Genomic DNA, 20,727 nt, shown 5'->3' with positions numbered 1-20,727 from the left:
GCAAACTTACCCAAATTTTCCTGATCTTTCCATATTCTGGATTTCTTCGATTCCGAGCAGCATGGCGCGGGGTTTGGAGTTGCCCTTGGCAGGGCCACACACGCCGAGGCTGTAAAGTTGGTCCACAATTTTACCGGCTCGGCTGAAACCCACGCTAAAGTGGCGCTGCACCGCCGAGGTCGAAAGCCCGCGGCATTCGACAGCCCACACGGCCACATCGTAAAGTAGCTTGTCGAGCTTGCCCAAGTCCTTGGCTCCGCCTTCGCCGTCTTCGTCGCCTTCGCCGTCGCTGACGTCGAACGATTCCACCTGCGGGTAGAACACGTTCTGGTCGGAGCAGGCATCGGCAAGCTTTTCGGCTTCTTCATCGCTGAGGAATGCGCCATGGACGCGCACCGGTTCGGGGTCGTTCACGGCCTTGTAGAGCATATCGCCTCGGCCCAGGAGCTTTTCGGCGCCGGCATGGTCCATGACCGTGCGGGCGTCAATCTGCGAGGCCACCTTAAAGCTAATACGAGTCGGCAGGTTCGCCTTGATGATACCGGTAATCACCTTCACAGAGGGGCGCTGCGTTGCAAGCACCAGGTGAATGCCCACGGCACGAGCCTTTGCAGCTAGGCGGGCCACGTTCTTTTCAATTTCCTTTCCGGCAACCATCATCAGGTCAGCCATTTCATCGATAATCACCACGATGAACGCCATACGGTGGCTGCGGTCTTCTTCGGGCACTTCGTCGGGCAACTCGCCCGCTTCAAACTTGGCGTTAAAGCCACCAATATTACGCACCTTCGCCGCCGCCAGAACTTCAGTACGGCGGTCCATTTCATAGCACAGCCACTGCAAAGCCTGAATCGCAATTTCGGGCTTGGTAATCACCGGAGCGAGCAGGTGCGGGATGTTTTCGTACATCTTGAGTTCGACCGCTTTCGGGTCCACCAAAATCATGCGGAGTTCGTCAGGCGTCTTACTGAAAAGCATCGACGCCATGAGCGCGTTAATGCACACGGACTTACCAGACCCCGTCTGACCGGCAATCAGCAAGTGCGGAGCCTTGGCCAAGTCCATCGTGAATGCTTCGCCGGTAATATCCTTACCGAGAGCCACCAGAATCTTTTCGGGCGACGGCTTGAACTTTTCGCTCTGGAACACATCGAGGCTATACACCGTTTGGAATTTGCGGTTCGGAATTTCGATACCGACGGCAGCCTTGCCCGGAATCGGAGCCAAAATACGCACCGATGAAACGCGGAGGGGAAGCGCCAAGTCTTCTTGCAAAGCAGAGAATCGGCTCACCTTCATGCCCGGGCCCGGTTCCACTTCAAAGCGGGTTATCATGGGGCCTGTTTCGCAACCGATCACGCGGCCCTTCACCTTGAAGTTTTCAAGCTTTTCTTCGAGCATCTTGCCGATGGCGTTCAATTCTTCTTCGCTGTAATCGGCCGTCTGCGGCTCATGTTCTTCCAGAATGTCGCTAATCGCAGGCACCTTGTATTCGTCGTAAACCGTCGTCGGGTCACGCTGCGGAATCGGGGCAGCCTTCATGCCCGCTGTCGATGTACTGCTCGGCACATTCCCAATCGACGCGCCCAATGTCTCGTCCGGCATTTCAGGAACTTCGCCCACATCGTCGGCGCCATAAACTTCGGGTACAAACGTTTCATCGTCAGCAGCACCATCGCCACCGAGCAAGTCTTCGGCGTTAAACGAGGCTTGCGTTGGCTTGCCTGCCATCACCGTGCGTTCGTCTGCAGGAACCTGCGTCATGCTTCTTTGCGTAGCACCCTTTGCAGCAGGCATTGTTCCTGTCGGCATCGGAGCGGCTACCGTACGCGTTGCCATAGAACCCGTTACCGGAGCACATTCGCGGCGCACATCACCCTTCACCTGCATACGGCCACGGTGATCTTTTTCCCATGCAATCAAGTCGCGGGCACGCTTGAGGGCCGCAATCTTGTCCTTGACTTCCACAATTTCAAGAGCGTTCATCTTGCCGCCATTCTGGCGCAAGTAATCTTCGAGCCTGCGGATTTCGGGATCTTCGTCCAGATTGTATCCGCCCACCCCATTATTCGTAGAATCCGGAAGAGTTTCCGCCACCTCTTTGGCGCGGCGCGGCGTCATCGTCTGCAAGACTTCATCCGGAAGGTTCGGCACTTCATCTGTGGTTCCGTTCAGGCTGAATTCATCGTCCATCCAGTTGCTACGGCCATTAAACGGAGTCACCTTGTTCTTGCGACGAATCTTGAATCCATCGGGCCTGATATTCACCGTGTTGTCATCCATGTAAACACCACGCGGAAGCCCGCCCAAATCCATATTGGTCTGCACTTGGGGCATGCGGCGCGTATCTACAGGTTCATAAACTTCGCCTTCAACAGGTTCCCTTTTCTTAAATACAGACTTAAACCAATTGGTCGTCTGAACCACAAACTTGAAATGTCTCGGACGCAGCCCAAATGCAATCACCAGAATCATGGCAATCACAACCAACGATATCGCAAGCGGCATCAACAAGGATTTTCCAAAAACCGGCACCGCCACAAACTGGTTAAAGAACTGTCCAAAAGTACCGCCAGCCTGAATCAAGGCTTCTTTAGAAACCTTCACCTCGCCATAATTGCGAAGCGAGAACAAGAACGAAAATACAACAGACAGCAGCGAAAGTCCGACAGCGTAACGAACAAAACGCGCACGCCTAGAAACAGACACAAGGGCAGCGCCCCACAGCACAAGCGCCGACGACACAATCAAAGACGGCACGCGGCCGAAAACAAACGCGAGCGCATCGGGGAACATTTTGCCCAAGTAGGGGCCTAAAAAGTTTTCTTTTACCCCGCTGTAGGCAGAACAAATGCAACCAAGCATCAATATAAGGCCGAATCCTACCAGCGTCCATCCACCAAGAATCGATCCGAAACCCTGTTCAGACGGAGAAAATTCGTCTTTTTTCGAAGACTTTGAAGTTTTTCCCGCTTTTTTCGAAGATGATTTCTTTTGAGTAGCCAAAATGCCTCCGCAAGTACCCCCTAAATATAGTATTATATTATCTTTCTATTATGCAAATAAAGTTTTCTAAAAAGATTAAGAAAGTTTTATCCGGCTTCTCCATATCAGCCGTTATTGTTTTGATTATCCTTATTTTGGGTAGTACGCAAAACGATATTCAAGGCTCTACCCGCAATGGTGCCGAATCTTTGGAAAACATTTTTTACGATTTATTTTTTAAAGCCGCAACTCATTCCGACAAAGCAGACGAAGAAGAAGAAAGTTCCACTCACAGAAGAGTTTCCATTAGCGACAGCCTAGATCCGAACATTTACATTGTTGACATTGACGAAGCTTCTCTTACCAAATTGGGCAACTACAACGAATGGGACCGATCCATTCACGCTAAAGTCATCAAGAACTTGAGCGAAGGCGGCGCATCGGCAATCAGTTTCGATATCTTGTTCAAGAGCGCTGATTTCGGCAAGCAAAAAACAAACCAAGTCGTAAACGTTCTCAAGAACATTACCCCCGACGCCGAAGTCGACTCGCTGTACCCCTCTCTACTCGCTAGCTACAATTTCGATTCCATGCTTGTCAGCTCCGTCAAGGAAAGCGGAAACACCATCGTCTGCTACATGTTTGATGACCGCAAATCCTACAAGCACGCCTCGCAATGGATTCCCCTGAGCACGCAAGAACGCGCAGATGCCATTGGCTATACATCTGTATTCGACACCACTCAAGTAGACCAAATCGACGAAATCGAAGCCAAGGACTTGCTCGATAATATTTTCCCCGAACTTGCCCAAGCAGGAGCCAAATTCGGTTCCGTAAACGCCTACCCCGATAACGATGGCGTTGTCCGTAAAGTTTCAATGCTTTACCGCTATCCCAATCCAACACTTGACATTATTCCCCTCCTCGACACAACCATTGCAGCCGACAAAAAGCGATACGAAGCGGTTATCAATGGCGATGGCAGAAACTACGTGTATTCTACCATGTCGCTCATGACTATCTTGCACCTGTTCCATAGGGATCCTAAAGATGTCATTATTAAAATGGGGCAATACATCGATGTGGGCAAACCTTTCGGCATTTACCGCGATTCTAACGGTACTTACCACACGACCTACCCGAATTTCAGCTATTACATGTTCCAGCAACTTCGCGAAACCTTGGCCGAAAAGAAAATCCAGTCCAAGGCAAGCGAAGACAATATTGAAGTTTCGCACAAGGTCTTTGCCCGCAAAAACGAAGCCGGCAAAATCCTCCTGGAACTTTCCAACGGCGGCACAAGCAGCGCCCTAGACGAAGAAGATTCCAAGACGCTGATGAGCGTCACCCTAGACAAGCTCGCCGCTCTCGAAGACAAAGAAACCGTAAGCCTCGACAAACAACACTTCATTCGAAAAGACGAAGATGACGGCGAATTCTACCAAATTGTAAGAAAGCCCTCTGACGACGAAGAAGAGGAAGACGATGACGAAACCATCGACTTTACCGAAAGCGTCATCAAGACATTAATTTTCTACAAAGACACCCTCCAGCGCATGCCCGCAGGCAAAGAAATCATTTTGTCCCTCGACATGCAAATCAACTACAACAAGGCTACCAAAAAATGGAGATCGAACCAGGCGATTCTTTCGAACGACGTGATTCGAGATATCCAGGCCGCCAGCGACGAAGCCATCAACAATCTAAAGCCCGGCGAAGAACTCCGATTCGGAAAAGTCAAACGAATTCCTATTGATATACACGGTCGCTACCAAGTCAAGTATAAAGGCCGCTACAACGAAATCAGCAACAGACGATTCCAGCATTTGTCTTACTACGACGTTTACAAGGGACGCGTCGACAATCTGTTCTACCAAGGCAAGATTTTCATTCTCGGTTCTGCCGCGGCGGCTCTGTTCGACTTTGTGCCAGGCCCGCACGAAGAAAACTACCCCGCCGTGTTGATTCACGCCACCATTATCAAGAACATTCTTGCTGACGATTACCTCGTCACCCTGAGCGAAAAGAAGCAACAGATTATCGTTATTCTTCTCGCGCTACTTTGCCTATTCATCGGCCTTTACTTCAAAAGCTACATTTCTGTCGCCCTCTCACTATTCTTGATGTGCGTATACACGCATATCGCCTTCAAGTACTTCCAGAGCGGCATCTACATTGGCGTTTCAAAGCAACTGCTCGCCATGTTGCTGACCAATATTACAGCCTTGGTGGTGCAATTCTACTTCGAAAACAAAGAAAAAAGCTTTATCAACAACGCCTTCAAACAATACATATCGCCTGAATTGATCGACGCCATGGTGAACAACGAAATCATGCCGACCCTCGGTGGCGAAAAATCAAACATTACCGCCTACTTCACCGACATCGCAAGCTTCTCGACATTCTCCGAAAAAATTGGTGACCCGAGTAAGTTGGTTGAACTGTTAAACGAATATCTAACAGCCATGACCGACACCTTGCTAAGCAACAAGGGCACGCTCGACAAATACGAAGGCGACGCCATTATCGCATTCTTCGGAGCACCGATGCCTCTGGAAAACCACGCGCAGAACGCTTGCGAAACGGCTGTCGACATGCAGAGAAGGCTTATGAGACTGCGCCGCAAATGGAGTCACGAAGGCAACAAGTGGCCCACAGTCGTGCACAACATGCACATGCGCATTGGCATTAACTCCGGCGACATCGTGACAGGAAACATGGGTTCTACCATGCGTAAGAACTACACCATGATGGGCGACGCCGTGAACCTTGCCGCACGTCTTGAAAGTGCTGCCAAGCAGTACGGCGCCTACATTCAGATTAGCGAAGACACGCAAAAGAATCTGGAAGAAGGCTACTTCATTTACCGTTCGCTCGATACAATCCGCGTGATTGGTAAGAGCCAACCTGTAAAGACCTTCGAACTGCTAGAAAAGAGCGGTTGCGAAAACGAAGCCACACTTAAGGAACTCGTAGGCATTTGGGAAAAAGCTCGAGCCTGCTACCTGAACATGCAATGGGACGAAGCAATCGAACTGTTCCAGCAATGCCTTGAAATCGAGCCGCATCACCCCGACCGCGATCCGGGCAGCAAGACCACACCGTCGCATGTGTACATCAAGCGCTGCGAAGCATACAAAATAACCCCGCCTGTTGCAGAAGGCGAGGTATGGGACGGCGTATTCACCGCTACTGAGAAATAGCGGCTAGTTTAATTCGATGTTGTCGATCAAGCGAGTCTTTCCGAAGAAGGCGGCCACCAGAATCACAACCTTGTCTTCGGCTCCCAGGATTCCTGCGAACTTCTGGAGGTTCTTCTGGTTTACGAGTTCGACAAACTGCACAATACCATGTGCGCCCAGAATGGACTTCAGCACGATATCGCGAATCTTGCTCACAGCACGTTCGCCCTTTTCGTAGGCTTCCTTAGCCTGCTTCAGGCCTGCGCTAATCGACAAGGCATTTGCGCGTTCTTCGTCGGTCAAGTATTCGTTACGGCTCGAAAGGGCAAGACCCGATTCTTCGCGAACAATCTTCACGCGGTGAATCTGGATGTCGAAATTCAAATCCTTCACCATGCGTTCAATCAAGAACACCTGCTGATAATCCTTTTCGCCAAAGTAAGCGTGATTACAGCCCGAAATCAAGAACAGCTTAGAAACAACCGTGAGCACACCGCGGAAATGACCGGGGCGATAAGCACCACAATACAGGCTTTCAAGAGTTTCATCGCGCACAAGCGTCAGCGGGTCACCATCAGGGTACATTTCAGCAACACTCGGAGCAAATACGTAATCGGCACCCAATGATTCGGCAAGCTTAGCATCTGCTTCCAAGCGCTTGGGGTACTTATCCAAATCCTCGTTTTTACCAAACTGGATCGGATTCAGGAACACGCTGACAACCGTCACATCGCATTCCTTGACAGATTCCTTAATCAATGCACCATGTCCGGCATGCAGGGCTCCCATGGTGGGAACAAGCCCGATGGATTTGCCTTGCTTTGCAAGGGGTTTGATGATTTGACGAAGAGAATCAACAGTAGTTACGATTTGCATTATTTACCTTCTGGTACAAAATATGTCGTCTGCTTGGGGCATGCGGCAATGGCGTCGAGCACCAACTGCAGATGACTTTCGTTGTGGACAAAATCGATATTGTCGGTATTGATGATAAGCACCGGAGCGTACGGATAGTTCCAGAAATAATTGTCGAAACGTTCCAAAAGACCATTCAGGTAAGAACCTTCAATGGTTTTTTCCATGGCGCGACCACGGCCATGAATGCGCTTCAAAAGAGTCGGAACCGATGCTTGCAAGTATACGACCAAATCGGGCCTCGGAATATCGTGGTTCAAGGCCTTGGCCACCTGATCGTACATGGCGTATTCGCTTTCAGTCAGGTTCTGGGCAGCAAAGATTTGGTCTTTATCGTATGTATAATCGCTAATTAAAAGATCACGGAACAAATCGCTCTGTATGGCAGATTCCTGCAACTGCTTTAAACGGTCAAGCAAGAAGAACAGCTGCGTCTGGAATGCGTACGCCTCTTTGTTCTGGTAGAACTTTTCGAGGAACGGGTTTTCCCTGAAGTTTTCTTCGATCAGGGTCGCCTTCCAGCGATTTGCGATAATTTCTGCAAGAGAAGTCTTCCCTACACCGATAGCCCCTTCGATGGCCAAAAAATGAACGCCTTTTTCTGTCAGCATATTAGGGTTCCTCCGAGGTAATGACGCGGAACGGGATTTTTTCTTCTTTTTGCAAAAGGTTAGAAAGAATTTCCTTTACCTTTATTCCTAGCTGGGGATCTTCCCATTCTGGAGCAATATCGTTCAAGGGCACCAGCACGAACTGGCGGTTTACAATCTGAGGGTGCGGAAGATTCGGTCTTCCTTGATGGACTTCTTTACCAAAGTACAACAAATCCAAGTCGATTTCGCGAGAATTCCAATGTCCGCGGGGCTTGCGACCCAGCACAAACTCAGCGCCCTTCAAGTAATGCAACAGGCGCGTAGACGTTCCCGAATACCAGAAACTCACGACTTGATTGAAATAGGGACCCTGGCCCGCCGGTCCTACCGGTGGAGTTTCGTAAATGGGACTTTCTAGCCACCCGCCCGCAGCAATTTTGCGGAGCATCTCGCGACCCTCGTTCAAATGTTTTGAACGATCGGGGAGGTTTGAGCCCAAGGCAACAAAAACTCTTTCTAAAGAATCCACGAAATAAAATATAGATATTCAAAAATGTCATTTTTAAAGCAAAAACCAAAAACCAAACTGCCACAGGCGGTTTCAACCATCTACTCGGGCTGTCCAAAAATTTTTTCTTGAAAAAGGGCGTTTTTCCGTGACAAAATCATTTTTTTTAGTTATTTTATCGAGGCCCGTGACATATTATTGGTCAAAAGATTCGACCTGGGCATTATCCAACTACATTAACGTAATTAACTAACAATCATTTTCATTTATTAATTCAATAGGACACCATCGTGGCTCCAACTAAAAAGAATTCTAAGAGCGCCTATTTGGCTGATCAAGAACCAACAGGTGCAGAAATCCCGCCTGAATTGAACCCGGAAATTCCGAATATTGAAGAAAAAGAAGCCTCCCCCAAGCGCCGCGGCAGGCCTAAGAAAGCGAAAGAAGAAACGACCGAAGAAAAGGCCGTAGTCAAAGAAGAAAAGCCTTTCGTCGAAGCTCCGGCAAGCATTCAAGAAGCACCTGTACAAAGCGCCCCGATAGTCGAAAATGTAGAAGCCGCTCCGGCAGAAAGACCCGCCGAAGTTCAAGTGAACGCTCCGACTGAACCGCAAGGCGATGCAGCACAGGCCCCCGCACAAGACGCAAACCAAGGCGAAGGCACGAACGACGCCCAAGGCGAAGCACAAGGTGACAATCAGAACGATGGTCAACAGCGTTTCCAGAACCAGCAGAATCGCCGCTTCGACAAGTTCAACAAGAACAACCGCCGTTTTGACAAGAACAACCGTCAGAACCAGAGATTCCAGCCCGAAGAAGAAGACTCTACTCCGCTGCCGGAACCAGATTCTGAAGCCTGGAACAAGGCCCGCGAATGCTGGAGCAAGTACCGCAAGATGACCATGAGCGACTTGCAGGAGCTCGCCGCCCAAAAGGAAAACCTTGATTTTAGGCGTTACCGCAAGCAGTCCTTGGGACTTTTGCTACAAAGTCTTGAAAATGAAAACAACATTGTTTACGCCGAAGGCCTTCTGGAAGTCACGCCGCAAGGTCACGGATTCCTGCGCAATACCGAATTCAACTACCAGCAGGGCCCGGACGACGTTTACGTTAGCCAGAATTTGATTCGCAAACTCGGCCTTAAGGTTGGCGATACCGTTGCAGGCATTGCTCGCCCGCCGCGCGATCAGAACGACAAGTACTATGCGCTGCGCCGTGTGGACAAGGTCAACTTTGAAGACCCCGAAAAAATCAAGCGCCGCGTCGCCTTTGAATACCTGACCCCGATTCACCCGAACGAAAAGATTCAGCTCGAATGGGATCCCGAAGAACTTAGCACCCGCGTGATGGATTTGTTCTCCCCCATTGGTAAGGGTCAGCGTAGTATTATTCTTGCTCCCCCGCGCACCGGTAAGACAATTCTCTTGCAGAACATGACCCGCGCGATTGCCAAGAATCACCCCGAAATTATCATCATGGTGCTTCTGATCGACGAACGTCCTGAAGAAGTGACCGAAATGCGTGAAATTATCGGCAAATTGGTCGAAGCCAATCCGAACCTGCGCGCCGAAGTGGTTGCCTCTACCTTCGATGAACCGCCTGATCACCACGCCCGCGTGGCCACCATGGTACTCGAAAAGGCCAAACGCCTTGTGGAACAGCAGAAGGATGTCGTGGTGTTGCTCGACTCCATTACCCGTTTTGCCCGCGCAAACAACGTGGTAATTCCGCACTCCGGCAAGATTCTTTCGGGCGGTGTGGACGCCAACGCCATGCAGTTCCCGAAGAAGTTCTTCGGTGCAGCCCGTAAGATTGCCGACAAGCTCGGCGACTTCCAGAAGGATTCCAACGGACAGGTCGTTCACACTATTACAGGCGAACCCGTTCGCGAAATCATCCAGAAGAACGGCTCTCTCACCATTATCGGCACCGCCTTGATTGAAACCGGTAGCCGCATGGACGAAGTGATCTTCGAAGAATTCAAGGGTACGGGTAACATGGAACTGGTGCTTGACCGCCGTCTGGCAGAAAAGCGCACCTGGCCCGCCATTGATATCTTCAAGTCCGGCACCCGTAAAGAAGACCGTTTGCTCACCCTTTACGAACAGGACATTATCTGGAAATTCCGTCAGGGCGCCCAGAATGATACTGAAAACGGCATTATGGACAAGCTCATCAAGATGATGAAGCAGAATAAGACCAATGCCGAATTACTCGAATTTTTAAAGAAGGCCAAGGACAGCCTCCGTTAACAAAAGGAACATTCTATGTCAGAAAAAATCTTTTTCGCAGGCACCGGCAACATGGGTGGAGCAATCCTCCGTGGACTTTTGAAGGCCGGCACCAATCCTTCTACCATTTTCTTCTTCGACCCGTCCGATAAGGCCGCCGCCGAAGTCACCGCTCTCGGCTGCGTGCGCGTTGCAAGCTTTGCCGAAGGCATCAATAAGGCCGACGTGACTTTCCTTTGCGTGAAGCCGCAGATTTTCAAGCTGGTGGCCGCCGAATGGAAGGCAGCCGCTGCAGCCGAAAAGGCTACCAAGACTTTCGTGAGCATTATGGCCGGCGTTACCCGCAAGGCCCTCATCGAAGTCCTTGGCGAAAAGAACCAGATTCTCCGCGTGATGCCTAACTTACCGCTGACTGTTGGCAAGGGTTCCGTGGGCCTCGCTACTGACGGCGTTACCGAAGAAACGCTCGCCATCGCAGAAAAGATTTTTGGCAACATTGGCGTGACCTGCCGAGTCGCAGAATCGCTTATGGATGCCGTGACCGGTCTTTCTGGCAGCGCCCCCGCTTACGTGTTCGAATTCATTGAAGGTCTTACCCGCGGCGGCGTGAAAGCAGGCCTTACCCGCGATGTAGCCCTCAAGCTCGCTCTCGGCACCATCGAAGGCAGCGTCGAACTCGTGAAGCAGTCTGGCAAGAGCCCCTCTGACCTCTGCGCGATGGTCTGTTCCCCCGCAGGTACAACTATTGCAGGCATCAACGCTCTTGAAGAAGGCGCCTTCCGTAGTACGCTGATCAAGGCTGTTGTGGCCGGCACCGACCGCAGCAAGGAACTGGGAAAATAGCGGCTTCGCCGCAGTCGGTAGAACTTAGTTGGTAGAGCTTAATGGCAACCATCAATCTATTCGCGAAAGATAATGCAACGTCCTCGTTTATACAGGACGTTCTTTCGTCGGTAGATTACCAGATGGATATTTACCGCGAAGCACCAGCGGCAGGTGCCATTCCGCAAGTACCGCTGGTCATTTGGGATTTGGATTCCTTTCCGGAATACAATCTACAAACGCTCAAGGCATTCCGCGATCATTCGCCAGACACATTGATTCTGGTTTACGCGGAAACGCCCGAACGGTACAGCGAAATTTCGAACAAGCATTACGACAGCATTCTTTCGGTGGAATCCTTAAAGCTCCACTTGATGTCGCAAGTCGTAAAGCTCAAAGAAATTCATACCGCCCGCCAAATCTTTAACGAACGCATGAGTCACTTGGTCGGAAAAAGCCCGGCCATGCAGCAGCTCCGCAAAACGGTCCAGCGCGCCATCGTGCATACAGGCCCGGTGCTCATTCAAGGCGAAACCGGCGTAGGTAAGGAACTTATCGCTCGCGCCGTCGGCTGCATGTACGAAAAGTTCGTGACCGTCAACTGCAGTGCCATTCCCGAAAACCTGTTCGAAAGCGAACTTTTCGGACACACCCGTGGAGCATTCACGGGTGCTCAAAACGAACGTATAGGTCTTTTTGAGGCAGCCGACGGCGGCGCCATCTTTCTCGACGAAATTGGCGATATGCCCTTGCACGCCCAAGTCAAACTCTTGCGCGTGCTGCAGAACAAGGAAATCCGCCCGCTCGGCTCTAACATGACCAAGCATGTCAACGTTCGCATTATCGCAGCCACCAACCGCGAATTGCAACAAGAAATCGCCGAAAAACGATTCCGCGAAGACCTCTATTACCGTCTGAACGTGATTCCCATGCAGATTTCGCCGCTCCGCGAACGCAAAGAAGACATCGAAGACTTGGCGAACTACTTTATACACACTTACCAAGGAACCGGCGAGCATTACACGCTTTCAAGCGAAGCGCTCCACAAGTTGCAGGAATACGACTGGCCGGGCAACATTCGCGAACTCGAAAATGTAATTCAGCGCGCGCTTTGCTTTACCAGCGCAGGCGTTTTGCAGCCCGAAGACTTGCATATCGATACGCTTCGAGCATCCACGCCCATCAACGAAAGCGCCGCTCCAAAGGCAGCAAGCAAAGCCGTTCCCGCCTACGAAAGCTTTAGGCAAATGCAACTGGAACAGGAACGCGAGTTCCTCATCAAGACAATCCGTGAATGCAACGGTTCTGTGCGCGAAGCCGCCCAAAAGCTCGGACTTTTCCGCACCGCTCTCTACAACCGCCTGAATCATTTAGGCGTGAATATCAAAGAAGTAGGAAGTCGAAAGTAGACCGTTAGCCTTCAGTCCAATCCAGCAGGCCCTTTGCGCGGGCATCTTTCGCCGATTCTGTACGCACACGGCCTTTCTCAATAACCATGATTCGGTCGCAATACTTTTCAGCGTATTCTACAGAATGCGTTGACACCAGAATTCCCATACCACGTTCTTTTGCCAGCTTTTGCAAAAGCGTAAACAACTTACGGCTACGGGGAATATCCAGGAACGCATTCGGTTCGTCGAGCAACAAGACTTTGACCTGCTGCGCCACCGCCTGCGCCAAATAAACGCGGCTACGTTCTCCATCGCTGAGTTCCGTAAGCCAGCGACTTGCAAAATTTTCCAAGTCCAGCAAAGCAATCGCTTCGTCAACAATGCTTTCATCCTCTTTGCTGCGCCCATCAAAAATTCCGGCGTAAGGCGTACGGCCAAGGCCCACAAATTCGCGCACGGTCATGCGATCACACGTAACGCCACTCATACGCACAAGCGTTATAAAGCGGGCGCGTTCACGAGCAGTCCATTCCGACTTGCCAAGCAACAAGACGTTTCCAGACACAGGCGACAAAAGGCCACAAAGCGTTTTAAGAAAAGTGCTTTTGCCAGAACCATTTTCACCGAGCAACGCCACAACGTCACCCGCATTCAATTCAAAATTCACCGGCGTCACAACCACAGTCTTTTCATGGCCGTAACCAAGCACCAAATTTTCGCAATTCAAAAGCATCGTGTTCAGATCACTCATTTGCGGATTCCCCCACCACGAACAATGACCCAGAGCACCACAGGTACGCCCACCAAACTCAACACCGCGTTCAGCGGAATCTTCGTGAACTGCGATGCAGCTAAACAAAGCACCACGCCGCACAAAGCCGATGCAGGCATTAGCACACGATGGTTGCTCGTTTTGAACAACATAAAAGCCAAATGCGGAACAGCAATTCCGACAAACGCCACCGGGCCGCAAAACGCAGTCGAAGCAGCAGCCAAGAGCGACGCTCCCAGCAAAACCATCACGCGACCGCGACGCACATTCACGCCCAAGTTCTTTGCAAAGTCATCGCCCATGCGAGCCGCATTCAAATAGCGCACCGACAAGGCCACAAGGACCAAGCCAACTAAAGTACACAAGGCAAAAATCCAAATGCCATCGAAGGTCAGGCGCGAAAAGCTACCCATGCCCCAAGACACATACACACGCAGCGATTCCGAGTCGCTGCCCATAATCAAAAGGCTCACCAAGGCATCGATAAAGTAGCCCATCAAAAGGCCCACAATCAAGAGTATTGTCGTATTCTCAAAACGCGATGCCACAAACATCACAATCGATGTCACGACAAGCGCACCGACAGCCGCACCCGACAGCACTCCGAAGTGTCCGAAGCTGAATCCGGCCAAAAGCGAAAGCGCAACACCGAGGCTTGCACCGCTGCTAATACCAAGCACAAACGGGCCTGCAAGCGGGTTTCTAAAGAGAGTCTGTAGTGAAAGACCAGCGACCGCCAAAGAAATTCCAGACAGTACCGCCGCCACTAGTCGGGGCACACGAATCTCCCAAAAGATGCGAGATTCGACAGAATCATGATGCGATGAGTAAAAAGAAAGGTCAGACCACGATAGCCCGACCGCTCCATTAAAAAGAGCCAAATAAGCAAGAACGACTATTAAAACTGCGAGTAACGCAAAGCCCTTCTTCCCCATCCCAAGAAGACCTTACTTTTTCTTCTTGTTTTGAGTCTGTGCAGCAGCTGCCTGCTTCAGTTCCGCAGACTGCTTTGCATCGCGGATATAAAGTTCAGGCGGAATGTTGTCGAAACCCTGCAGAGCGTTAAGCCAGTTATCGTTCAGGTCACGGAATTCCAGTTTGTTCAAGTTGTAACGCAGAGAGTCATTCACGATATCGAACGTGATGTAGTCCCAACGAACCACCTGACGGTCCCTAAACACTTCACGGCTAACAAGCGACTGATCGGAGTCGAAACGGTAGCGTGCCTTGAAGGTGTATTCACCAGTCATCTGGTAACGACCGGAATCGGAATAAGTGCGAGTGATACCGACGAGAGTGTCGTTTGCGCCGAAGCGGAGTTCAGCATCGCGGAAGGCATGGCCGTGTGCGATAATCGGAGTGCGCCAGACGCCCACCACCTGGTCCTTCATGCGCTTCTGGAGCACCGTGTCGATACGCCAGTGGTCGAAGTTGCTCTTGTCGTAGCGAGCGCGTTGCACGTACTTGCCCTGCTGGACCAACTTGCGCACGCTGTCTGCCTGAACCTTAGCAGCGCTATCGGCGTTGCGAGAACCGACCGCCGTAGCTACATGGTTCATGGAATCAAGCTTTGCCTGAATCATTTCATCGAGTGTCGCCGTAGCGCCACGCGGGGTTGCCACCACCTGGGATTCAACCTTAGCCAAATTCGCCGGAGGCTGAGAGGTAGAAGATTGAACGGTTGCGGCTTTTGCCGAAGGTTGAGCGGCAGGAGCCGTCTGTGCCCAAGGCATTCCTACGAAGGCCAAAGACAATAAAGAAATAACAATATGCTTATACATAGATACACTCATCGCTCGTAAATGTAGTTAAAGCGTATGAAAAAAGGTAAAGAAAACATACAAAAAATGGCTATCTTTGGGCCATGTTCGGTAAAAATCTCGACTATTCCCAAGTTCCCTCCCCCTGTTTTGTACTAGATGAAGCCCGACTCCGCCGAAATATGGCGATTTTGGACGATATTCAGCAGCGTGGGAATGTAAAAATTATTTGCGCTTTGAAGGGATACAGCTTCTGGCGGTCCTTCCCGCTGATTCGTGAATATTTGGCAGGCGCCACCGCCTCCAGTCTAAACGAAGCGAGACTGGCCAAAGAAGAAATGGGAAAAGAGGTCCATGTGTTCGCCCCTGTCTACGAAGACGATGAAATCGACCAGATTCTCGCCTGCGCAGGCCACATTACCTTCAACAGCTTTAGCCAGTGGCAGCGTTTTAAAGACAAGACCCTCGCCGCAGGTGTGAGCGCCGGAATTCGCGTAAACCCGCAATTTTCCACAGTCGAGACCGACCTGTACAACCCGTGCGGCAAGTTTTCGAGGCTCGGAGTCACCGAAGCCGAGTTCAAACCGGAACTGTTGGACGGCATTGAAGGACTCCATTTTCACGCCCTCTGTGAACAAGACGCCGACGCCCTGGAAGGCGTACTCAAGGCATTCGAGCAACATTTCGGCAAGTACCTGCCGCAAATGAAATGGGTGAATTTCGGCGGCGGACACCACATTACCCGCAAAGATTACCACCGCGAAGACCTGGTCCGCATTTTGAACGACTTCCACCAGCGCTATCCGCACCTCACGGTCATCATGGAACCGGGAGAGGCCGTCGGGTGGCAGACGGGCGAACTGGTCGCCTCGGTCGGAGACATTGTCCATAACGAAATGGACATTGCCGTACTGAACGTATCAATTAGCGCACACATGCCAGACTGCCTTGAAATGCCGTACCGCCCCACCGTAACAGGCGCCGGCATGCCAGGTGAAAAGAAATTTACATACAAACTAGCAGGCAATTCTTGCCTCGCCGGCGACCAGCTCGGAGACTTTTCTTTTGACGAGCCCCTCAAGGTGGGCGACAAGATTATCTTCGAAGACATGATCCATTATACAATGGTCAAGACCACGTTCTTCAACGGCGTGCGCCACCCGAGCATCGGAAAATTCGACGAACAGGGCAAATTCCATTTGCTGCACAAGTTCACCTACGAGCAGTTCAAGGATAAGCTGTAGCGCCTTCGGCGAGTAGGCAGTAGACAGTAGGAAGTTGGAAGTGAAATTCAATAGCGAAGAAGAAACATACAACTGGGCGGTTGAATTCGGACGTAGCCTGAAGCCGGGCGACAAGGTGGCTCTTTATGGCAACCTGGGCGCCGGCAAGACGGTTATCAGTCGCGGGGTCTGCAAAGGTCTCGGTTTCACGGGGTCCGTTTGCTCCCCCACCTACACCATTCTGCACGAATACCCGAACAATCCGCCGATTTTCCACTTCGACCTTTACCGCCTAGACGGCGGCGCCGACTTGAACGAAGTCGGCCTCGACCCGGATTATCTGGAAAAGGGAATCAGTCTGATTGAATGGCCGGAACGCTTGGAAGACAACGACCCCGGCCTGACTCACAAGATTGAAATAAAAATTCTCTCGGAAACCGAGCGCGAAATCGAAGTCACGAATCTTTAAAAGAAAACCGCAACGAATTTCGTTGCGGGCTTCTTTATTCAAAAGTGATATGCCGACTCTGAAACAAGTTCAGAGTGACAAAGAGGATGAATTACTTCTTGGCGGCGGAATCAGCAGCCGGTTCAGCAGCAGCGGCAGCCTTAGCGGCTTCCTTTGCAGCCTGGACTTCGGCAATCTTCACGATTTCATCCCATTCGCTCTTGTCGCCGGTATAAAGGAGCATGGCGCCCTTATATTCGGTCACAATCTTTGCGGCAGCGGCGGTGTCGCCCTTGTCGAGAGCATCGTTTGCGCTAGAAAGCAAATCCTTCTGAGCGTTGCGCATATCTTCGATTTCACCGAGACGATTCTGACGGAGCACTTCGAGAGTATCGCTCACGAATGCCAAATCCCAAGTGGCCTCGTAGCAGGTTTCCACTTCGGCAAACTTAGAAGCATCTTCGCCAGCGGCAACGTAGAGGGCGTCACACTTGGCAAACGTTTCGGCACAGTTGCGCTTCACGTACTGGTAATACTGATAACCGCCCACAATCAGGCCAATGATTACCAAAAGGAACACACCGTCTTGCCAACCCATAATCGGGCCAGTAGGCAATTTCGGCTTTCCGTTTACGGTTTCCCCTGCTTCCAGGCGTTCTTCCGCCTCGTCAAAAGGACTCTTTCCATTCAAGAAACTGAACATGTTCTACCTACTTTTTTGAAAGGGCCATGTAGACCCGTGCATATAAATAAATCTGTTTGACAAGGCTCGCAAAACCATTCGAGCGCGTCGGCGAAAGGCCTACATTGAGTCCGATGTCCTGGAAAAACTTCGGGTCGACAGCAAGAATATCTGCCGGAGCCATATCATTATACACCTTGAGTGCGAGCGCACCGAGGCCGCGGCTAATGAGCGGGTTCGTAGTTCCGCCTTCGACATCCATTTCAAAATGAATCTTTTCGCCATCGAACTTCGGCACCAGATACATGGTCGAAGCACAACCCTGGATAATGAACTTTTCGTCTTTGAGCGAGGCATCCATACCCTTGTGGGCACGGGCCAAGTCGAGCAAGTATTTCCACTTGCCGTCTTCGTCTGCAAAGTTTGCAAACGTTTCACGCACTTCGTTCAAACGAGAATTCATCACATCACTCATAAAATCACCATCAATGCAAGAAAGAGCGCATCTTCCAAATCAGCGACGGACAAGACCACAGCACCGTCAAGAAAATACGGAGCAGAGTCTGCTTTTCGCGAGGAAGCTTAGAAAGGTTTTTAGCAGCACGGTCAAACTGGGCATCGCTAATCTTGTTAAAACCAATCTTGGCGTTTGCCACCTGCAAATGCTTTTTGCCGAGAGCAGCCATCCAGCGGTCAAGAACGTCAGCTTCAATGGCACTGCGTTTTTCGCCGGATTCTTCGAGCCATTCCTTGACCGATTCAGCTACGATTTTACCGCACAAAAGCGATTCGACAATGCCCGAACGGCTAATCGGATTCACGCAGCTAGCTGCATCGCCCGCTTTAAAGAGTCCGCACTTGGCCATAGGCTTTGTGGACTGGCCGCAAGCAATCATGCCGCCGTATACGGCCTTCACCTTTGCCTGCGGATAATCGCGAGCGATAAAATCCAAAAGTTTCTTACGCAAGGGTTCCTTGTGTTCGACATCTTTGCCGAGCACGAAACCGATATTGACCTCGACGCCGTCGCGCGGGAAAATCCAGCCGTAGCCTGCTTCGAATTCAGAACCGAAGAAGAGTTCGATGTGTTCCTTGCTGTGTTCGATGCCTTCGGCCACCGCAAAAATGGCGGGTTCCAAATCGGTATCGCCCGATTCGATTCCCTTGAGGCATTCGATATTGCGGGTAAGCCTGCAGCTCGGACCCGTCGCATCGATAACTGCCGCTGCCGAGAGCGTTTCGACTGCGCCACCGGCAACCGCCACAGAAACATTCCAACCGTCAGCCGTCTTTTCGAGACCCTTGATTACCGTATCGAAACGGCATTCCACACCTGCGGCCTTACAGCCGTCGGCAATGGACTTGTGGAAAAGCGAGCGGTTTAAAATCAGGCCACAGTCCTTGCTGTAGAATTCAGCACGGTAGCGCTTGGGCGACGTAAAGTAAATGCCCGAAAGCGTTCCGCGGACAAACGACGGATCGGCCGGCCACAACTTTTCGAGGCGTCCCTTGGATACCGCTTCTGCACAGAAAATCGGTTCCTTCCAAGGTTCCTTTTTATCCAAAAGCAAAACCCGTCTTGCACCAGAGGTCAAACGCCCCAGGGTACAAGCGGCCATGAGACCGGCAGGACCGGCTCCGCAAACCACTACATCGTACTGATTTGATGCAAAATTTGCCATTTCGGGGTACAAATTAGCTTTTATTTATAAAGTTTTTTTGTTTTCTATTGTTATTTGTCAATTTTTTTAGTTATTTTAGAGCTATCCGTTATTTGGTTTATCCTTAAAAGGGAATGTATATGAATATGAAGAGTGTATCAAAGTTCGGCCTGTGCCTGTTGAGCGCACTTGCCCTCAACGTTTACGCCCAAGACAACTGGGCAGGTAAGGACCTGAACGTTTCTTTCAGTAACAAGCGTATCGATGGTTTTAACTTCAAAAATGCAAAAGCCGTCGCACACACCACCGACTTCCGTCGTGCCACCGGTGAAGGTCCGAACTTCCAGGGAGCAAAGCTCAATGAAGTTTCCTTCCAGAATGCAGTGATTAACGGAGCAAACTTTGAAGGCGCTGACCTTACTAAGGCGACCATCAGCGGTGCCGACATCCGCAGTTCTTCGTTCGAAGGCGCCAACATGGAAGAAGCTAACCTCTACCGTGCAACGCTTCTCGACAGTAACTTCCCGAAAGTCAACTTCAAAAACGCACGCCTCGACGCTATGAAGGTGTCCGACAACGCTGACTTCAGCAAGTCCGACCTCACCCAGGCGTCCGTGATGGATGTGGACCTTACTGCAGCCGACTTCAGCAAGGCAAACCTCACCCGTGCAAACTTCTCCCGTTCCTTGATGGCTAACAGCGACCTCCGCAAGGCCACCATCGTCAAGACGGACTTCTCTGCATGTAACCTGATTGCCGCCAACTTCAAGGGCGTTGACCTCGTTGACGTGAACTTCGCAAAGGCCGGTCTTTCTCAGGCCAACTTCAGCGGTGTTGAATTCAACAACGTGAACCTGCAGGATGCAGACCTTTCCTTGACGACCTTCAATGACGTCGACCTTTCCAAGACTCAGCTCCAGAAGGCCAAGTTCGCTCAGTCCACCGTGAAGAACATGAAGTTCGACGGCCAGGACCTGACCGGCGTTATCTTCGACAAGGGTTCCGTGGCTAAGAGCTCGTTCGCTAAGACCAAGCTCTCCAAGGCTTCCTTCTACGACACCGAAGTGAGCAAGAACGCTTTCCAGAATGCAGAACTCCTGAAGGCTGTGTTCGACGGTGCCTACGTTCGTAAGAACATCTTCGACAAGGCTGACCTGACCAAGGCCAACTTCGCCAACTCCACCATCGAACGTTCCGACTTCATTCTCGCCCAGCTCAACGGCGTGAGCTTCGCCGGTGCTAAGCTCATCAAGGTGAACTTCACCAACGCCAACATGCAGGGCATCAAGATTGACGCTGACACCAAGATGGAAGACGTGGACTTCTCTGGCGCAAACCTCGAAGGTGCCAAGATCGAAAAGTTCACCGCCAAGAAGGTGATCTACGACAACAAGACCAAGTTCCCGTCTGGCTTTGACCCGCGTCAGTATGGCTTCACCAAGCGTGGAGAAAAGGCCGCCGACATCAAGGTCGAAGGCTCTGGTTCTTCTCCGAAGAAGAAAAGAAAAAAAGCCGCTGACGACGAAGAGTAGTCTAGAACCTTAACGGATTTTG

General features: G+C 51.0%; 17 protein-coding genes. 7 read left to right on the top strand and 10 right to left on the bottom strand.

Translation table 11 applies throughout. The features are described 5' to 3' along the window. Positions 1-6 precede the first annotated feature (6 nt). On the bottom strand, positions 7-3,006 hold the full coding sequence (locus QOL41_RS05305) for an FtsK/SpoIIIE family DNA translocase (protein WP_283428910.1): 3,000 nt from the start codon (positions 3,004-3,006) through the stop codon (positions 7-9). Positions 3,007-3,056: 50 nt separating this feature from the next. On the opposite strand from QOL41_RS05305, the gene QOL41_RS05300 reads away from it, so the two are divergent. Then, positions 3,057-6,188 carry a CHASE2 domain-containing protein gene (locus QOL41_RS05300; protein ID WP_283428909.1) on the top strand — a complete coding sequence of 1,044 codons (3,132 nt, stop codon included), beginning with the start codon at positions 3,057-3,059 and terminating at the stop codon, positions 6,186-6,188. Between the two features lie 3 nt (positions 6,189-6,191). On the opposite strand, the gene panC is transcribed toward QOL41_RS05300, so the two are convergent. The 3 genes from panC to folK are packed head-to-tail and all read right to left on the bottom strand — an operon-like array spanning position 6,192 to position 8,204. Then, complete coding sequence (gene panC, locus QOL41_RS05295; RefSeq protein ID WP_173653381.1) at positions 6,192-7,043, bottom strand: pantoate--beta-alanine ligase; 852 nt, start codon at positions 7,041-7,043, stop codon at positions 6,192-6,194. Continuing rightward, positions 7,043-7,693 carry a deoxynucleoside kinase gene (locus QOL41_RS05290; protein WP_173653382.1) on the bottom strand — a complete coding sequence of 217 codons (651 nt, stop codon included), beginning with the start codon at positions 7,691-7,693 and terminating at the stop codon, positions 7,043-7,045. The genes panC and QOL41_RS05290 overlap by 1 nt, the downstream gene beginning before the upstream one ends. Position 7,694: 1 nt before the next feature. Then, positions 7,695-8,204 carry a 2-amino-4-hydroxy-6-hydroxymethyldihydropteridine diphosphokinase gene (gene folK / locus QOL41_RS05285; RefSeq protein WP_173653383.1) on the bottom strand — a complete coding sequence of 170 codons (510 nt, stop codon included), beginning with the start codon at positions 8,202-8,204 and terminating at the stop codon, positions 7,695-7,697. Between the two features lie 305 nt (positions 8,205-8,509). On the opposite strand from folK, the gene rho reads away from it, so the two are divergent. From rho to QOL41_RS05270, 3 genes are read left to right on the top strand one after another with little or no spacing between them, the layout of a single operon-like run. Then, positions 8,510-10,435 (top strand): transcription termination factor Rho, encoded by a 1,926-nt coding sequence (rho, locus tag QOL41_RS05280; RefSeq protein WP_283428908.1) that lies wholly within the window; start codon positions 8,510-8,512, stop codon positions 10,433-10,435. 15 nt (positions 10,436-10,450) lie between these two features. Then, positions 10,451-11,257 carry a pyrroline-5-carboxylate reductase gene (proC, locus tag QOL41_RS05275; protein ID WP_283428907.1) on the top strand — a complete coding sequence of 269 codons (807 nt, stop codon included), beginning with the start codon at positions 10,451-10,453 and terminating at the stop codon, positions 11,255-11,257. Between the two features lie 41 nt (positions 11,258-11,298). After that, complete coding sequence (locus tag QOL41_RS05270; RefSeq protein WP_283428906.1) at positions 11,299-12,645, top strand: sigma-54 interaction domain-containing protein; 1,347 nt, start codon at positions 11,299-11,301, stop codon at positions 12,643-12,645. A 4-nt stretch (positions 12,646-12,649) separates the two neighbouring features. Here the strand turns inward: QOL41_RS05270 and QOL41_RS05265 are convergent, their stop codons facing one another. Genes QOL41_RS05265 through QOL41_RS05255 form a run of 3 tightly spaced genes read right to left on the bottom strand, consistent with a single transcriptional unit; the run spans position 12,650 to position 15,180 of the window. After that, positions 12,650-13,378 carry an ABC transporter ATP-binding protein gene (locus QOL41_RS05265; RefSeq protein ID WP_283428905.1) on the bottom strand — a complete coding sequence of 243 codons (729 nt, stop codon included), beginning with the start codon at positions 13,376-13,378 and terminating at the stop codon, positions 12,650-12,652. Beyond that, positions 13,375-14,334 carry a FecCD family ABC transporter permease gene (locus tag QOL41_RS05260; RefSeq protein WP_283428904.1) on the bottom strand — a complete coding sequence of 320 codons (960 nt, stop codon included), beginning with the start codon at positions 14,332-14,334 and terminating at the stop codon, positions 13,375-13,377. Before QOL41_RS05260 ends, QOL41_RS05265 begins: the two co-directional genes overlap by 4 nt. 12 nt (positions 14,335-14,346) lie before the next feature. Continuing rightward, the gene (locus QOL41_RS05255; RefSeq protein WP_173653388.1) at positions 14,347-15,180 is read right to left on the bottom strand and encodes a hypothetical protein; all 834 of its coding nucleotides are present in this window, start codon (positions 15,178-15,180) and stop codon (positions 14,347-14,349) included. An 83-nt stretch (positions 15,181-15,263) separates the two neighbouring features. Between QOL41_RS05255 and nspC the strand changes: the two genes are divergently transcribed. Then, the gene (gene nspC / locus QOL41_RS05250; RefSeq protein ID WP_283428903.1) at positions 15,264-16,403 is read left to right on the top strand and encodes a carboxynorspermidine decarboxylase; all 1,140 of its coding nucleotides are present in this window, start codon (positions 15,264-15,266) and stop codon (positions 16,401-16,403) included. A gap of 40 nt (positions 16,404-16,443) precedes the next feature. Beyond that, positions 16,444-16,851 carry a tRNA (adenosine(37)-N6)-threonylcarbamoyltransferase complex ATPase subunit type 1 TsaE gene (gene tsaE, locus QOL41_RS05245; RefSeq protein ID WP_173653390.1) on the top strand — a complete coding sequence of 136 codons (408 nt, stop codon included), beginning with the start codon at positions 16,444-16,446 and terminating at the stop codon, positions 16,849-16,851. Positions 16,852-16,942: 91 nt separating this feature from the next. On the opposite strand, the gene QOL41_RS05240 is transcribed toward tsaE, so the two are convergent. Genes QOL41_RS05240 through QOL41_RS05230 form a run of 3 tightly spaced genes read right to left on the bottom strand, consistent with a single transcriptional unit; the run spans position 16,943 to position 19,194 of the window. Next, positions 16,943-17,533 (bottom strand): hypothetical protein, encoded by a 591-nt coding sequence (locus QOL41_RS05240; protein ID WP_173653391.1) that lies wholly within the window; start codon positions 17,531-17,533, stop codon positions 16,943-16,945. Between the two features lie 7 nt (positions 17,534-17,540). Continuing rightward, complete coding sequence (locus QOL41_RS05235) at positions 17,541-17,975, bottom strand: SufE family protein (protein WP_283428902.1); 435 nt, start codon at positions 17,973-17,975, stop codon at positions 17,541-17,543. 22 nt (positions 17,976-17,997) lie between these two features. Then, positions 17,998-19,194, bottom strand: a complete 1,197-nt coding sequence (locus QOL41_RS05230) for an NAD(P)/FAD-dependent oxidoreductase (protein WP_283428901.1) — start codon at positions 19,192-19,194, stop codon at positions 17,998-18,000. 119 nt (positions 19,195-19,313) lie between these two features. Between QOL41_RS05230 and QOL41_RS05225 the strand changes: the two genes are divergently transcribed. Further along, positions 19,314-20,705: a pentapeptide repeat-containing protein gene (locus QOL41_RS05225; protein ID WP_173653394.1), complete on the top strand. Its 1,392-nt coding sequence runs from the start codon at positions 19,314-19,316 to the stop codon at positions 20,703-20,705. Positions 20,706-20,727: the final 22 nt, after the last annotated feature.

The organism is Fibrobacter sp. UWB10, assembly GCF_900182935.1.
GTDB lineage: Bacteria > Fibrobacterota > Fibrobacteria > Fibrobacterales > Fibrobacteraceae > Fibrobacter > Fibrobacter succinogenes_O.
This window is presented reverse-complemented; position numbering and strand designations above follow the sequence as displayed.

Coding starts and splice junctions, on each gene's coding strand:
- QOL41_RS05300 (WP_283428909.1), top strand. CDS start 3,057: ATGCAAATAAAGTTTTCTAAAAAGATTAAGAAAGTTTTATCCGGCTTC.
- panC (WP_173653381.1), bottom strand. CDS start 7,043: ATGCAAATCGTAACTACTGTTGATTCTCTTCGTCAAATCATCAAACCC.
- QOL41_RS05290 (WP_173653382.1), bottom strand. CDS start 7,693: ATGCTGACAGAAAAAGGCGTTCATTTTTTGGCCATCGAAGGGGCTATC.
- proC (WP_283428907.1), top strand. CDS start 10,451: ATGTCAGAAAAAATCTTTTTCGCAGGCACCGGCAACATGGGTGGAGCA.
- QOL41_RS05270 (WP_283428906.1), top strand. CDS start 11,299: ATGGCAACCATCAATCTATTCGCGAAAGATAATGCAACGTCCTCGTTT.
- QOL41_RS05265 (WP_283428905.1), bottom strand. CDS start 13,378: ATGAGTGATCTGAACACGATGCTTTTGAATTGCGAAAATTTGGTGCTT.
- QOL41_RS05260 (WP_283428904.1), bottom strand. CDS start 14,334: ATGGGGAAGAAGGGCTTTGCGTTACTCGCAGTTTTAATAGTCGTTCTT.
- QOL41_RS05255 (WP_173653388.1), bottom strand. CDS start 15,180: ATGTATAAGCATATTGTTATTTCTTTATTGTCTTTGGCCTTCGTAGGA.
- nspC (WP_283428903.1), top strand. CDS start 15,264: ATGTTCGGTAAAAATCTCGACTATTCCCAAGTTCCCTCCCCCTGTTTT.
- QOL41_RS05240 (WP_173653391.1), bottom strand. CDS start 17,533: ATGTTCAGTTTCTTGAATGGAAAGAGTCCTTTTGACGAGGCGGAAGAA.
- QOL41_RS05235 (WP_283428902.1), bottom strand. CDS start 17,975: ATGAATTCTCGTTTGAACGAAGTGCGTGAAACGTTTGCAAACTTTGCA.
- QOL41_RS05230 (WP_283428901.1), bottom strand. CDS start 19,194: ATGGCAAATTTTGCATCAAATCAGTACGATGTAGTGGTTTGCGGAGCC.
- QOL41_RS05225 (WP_173653394.1), top strand. CDS start 19,314: ATGAATATGAAGAGTGTATCAAAGTTCGGCCTGTGCCTGTTGAGCGCA.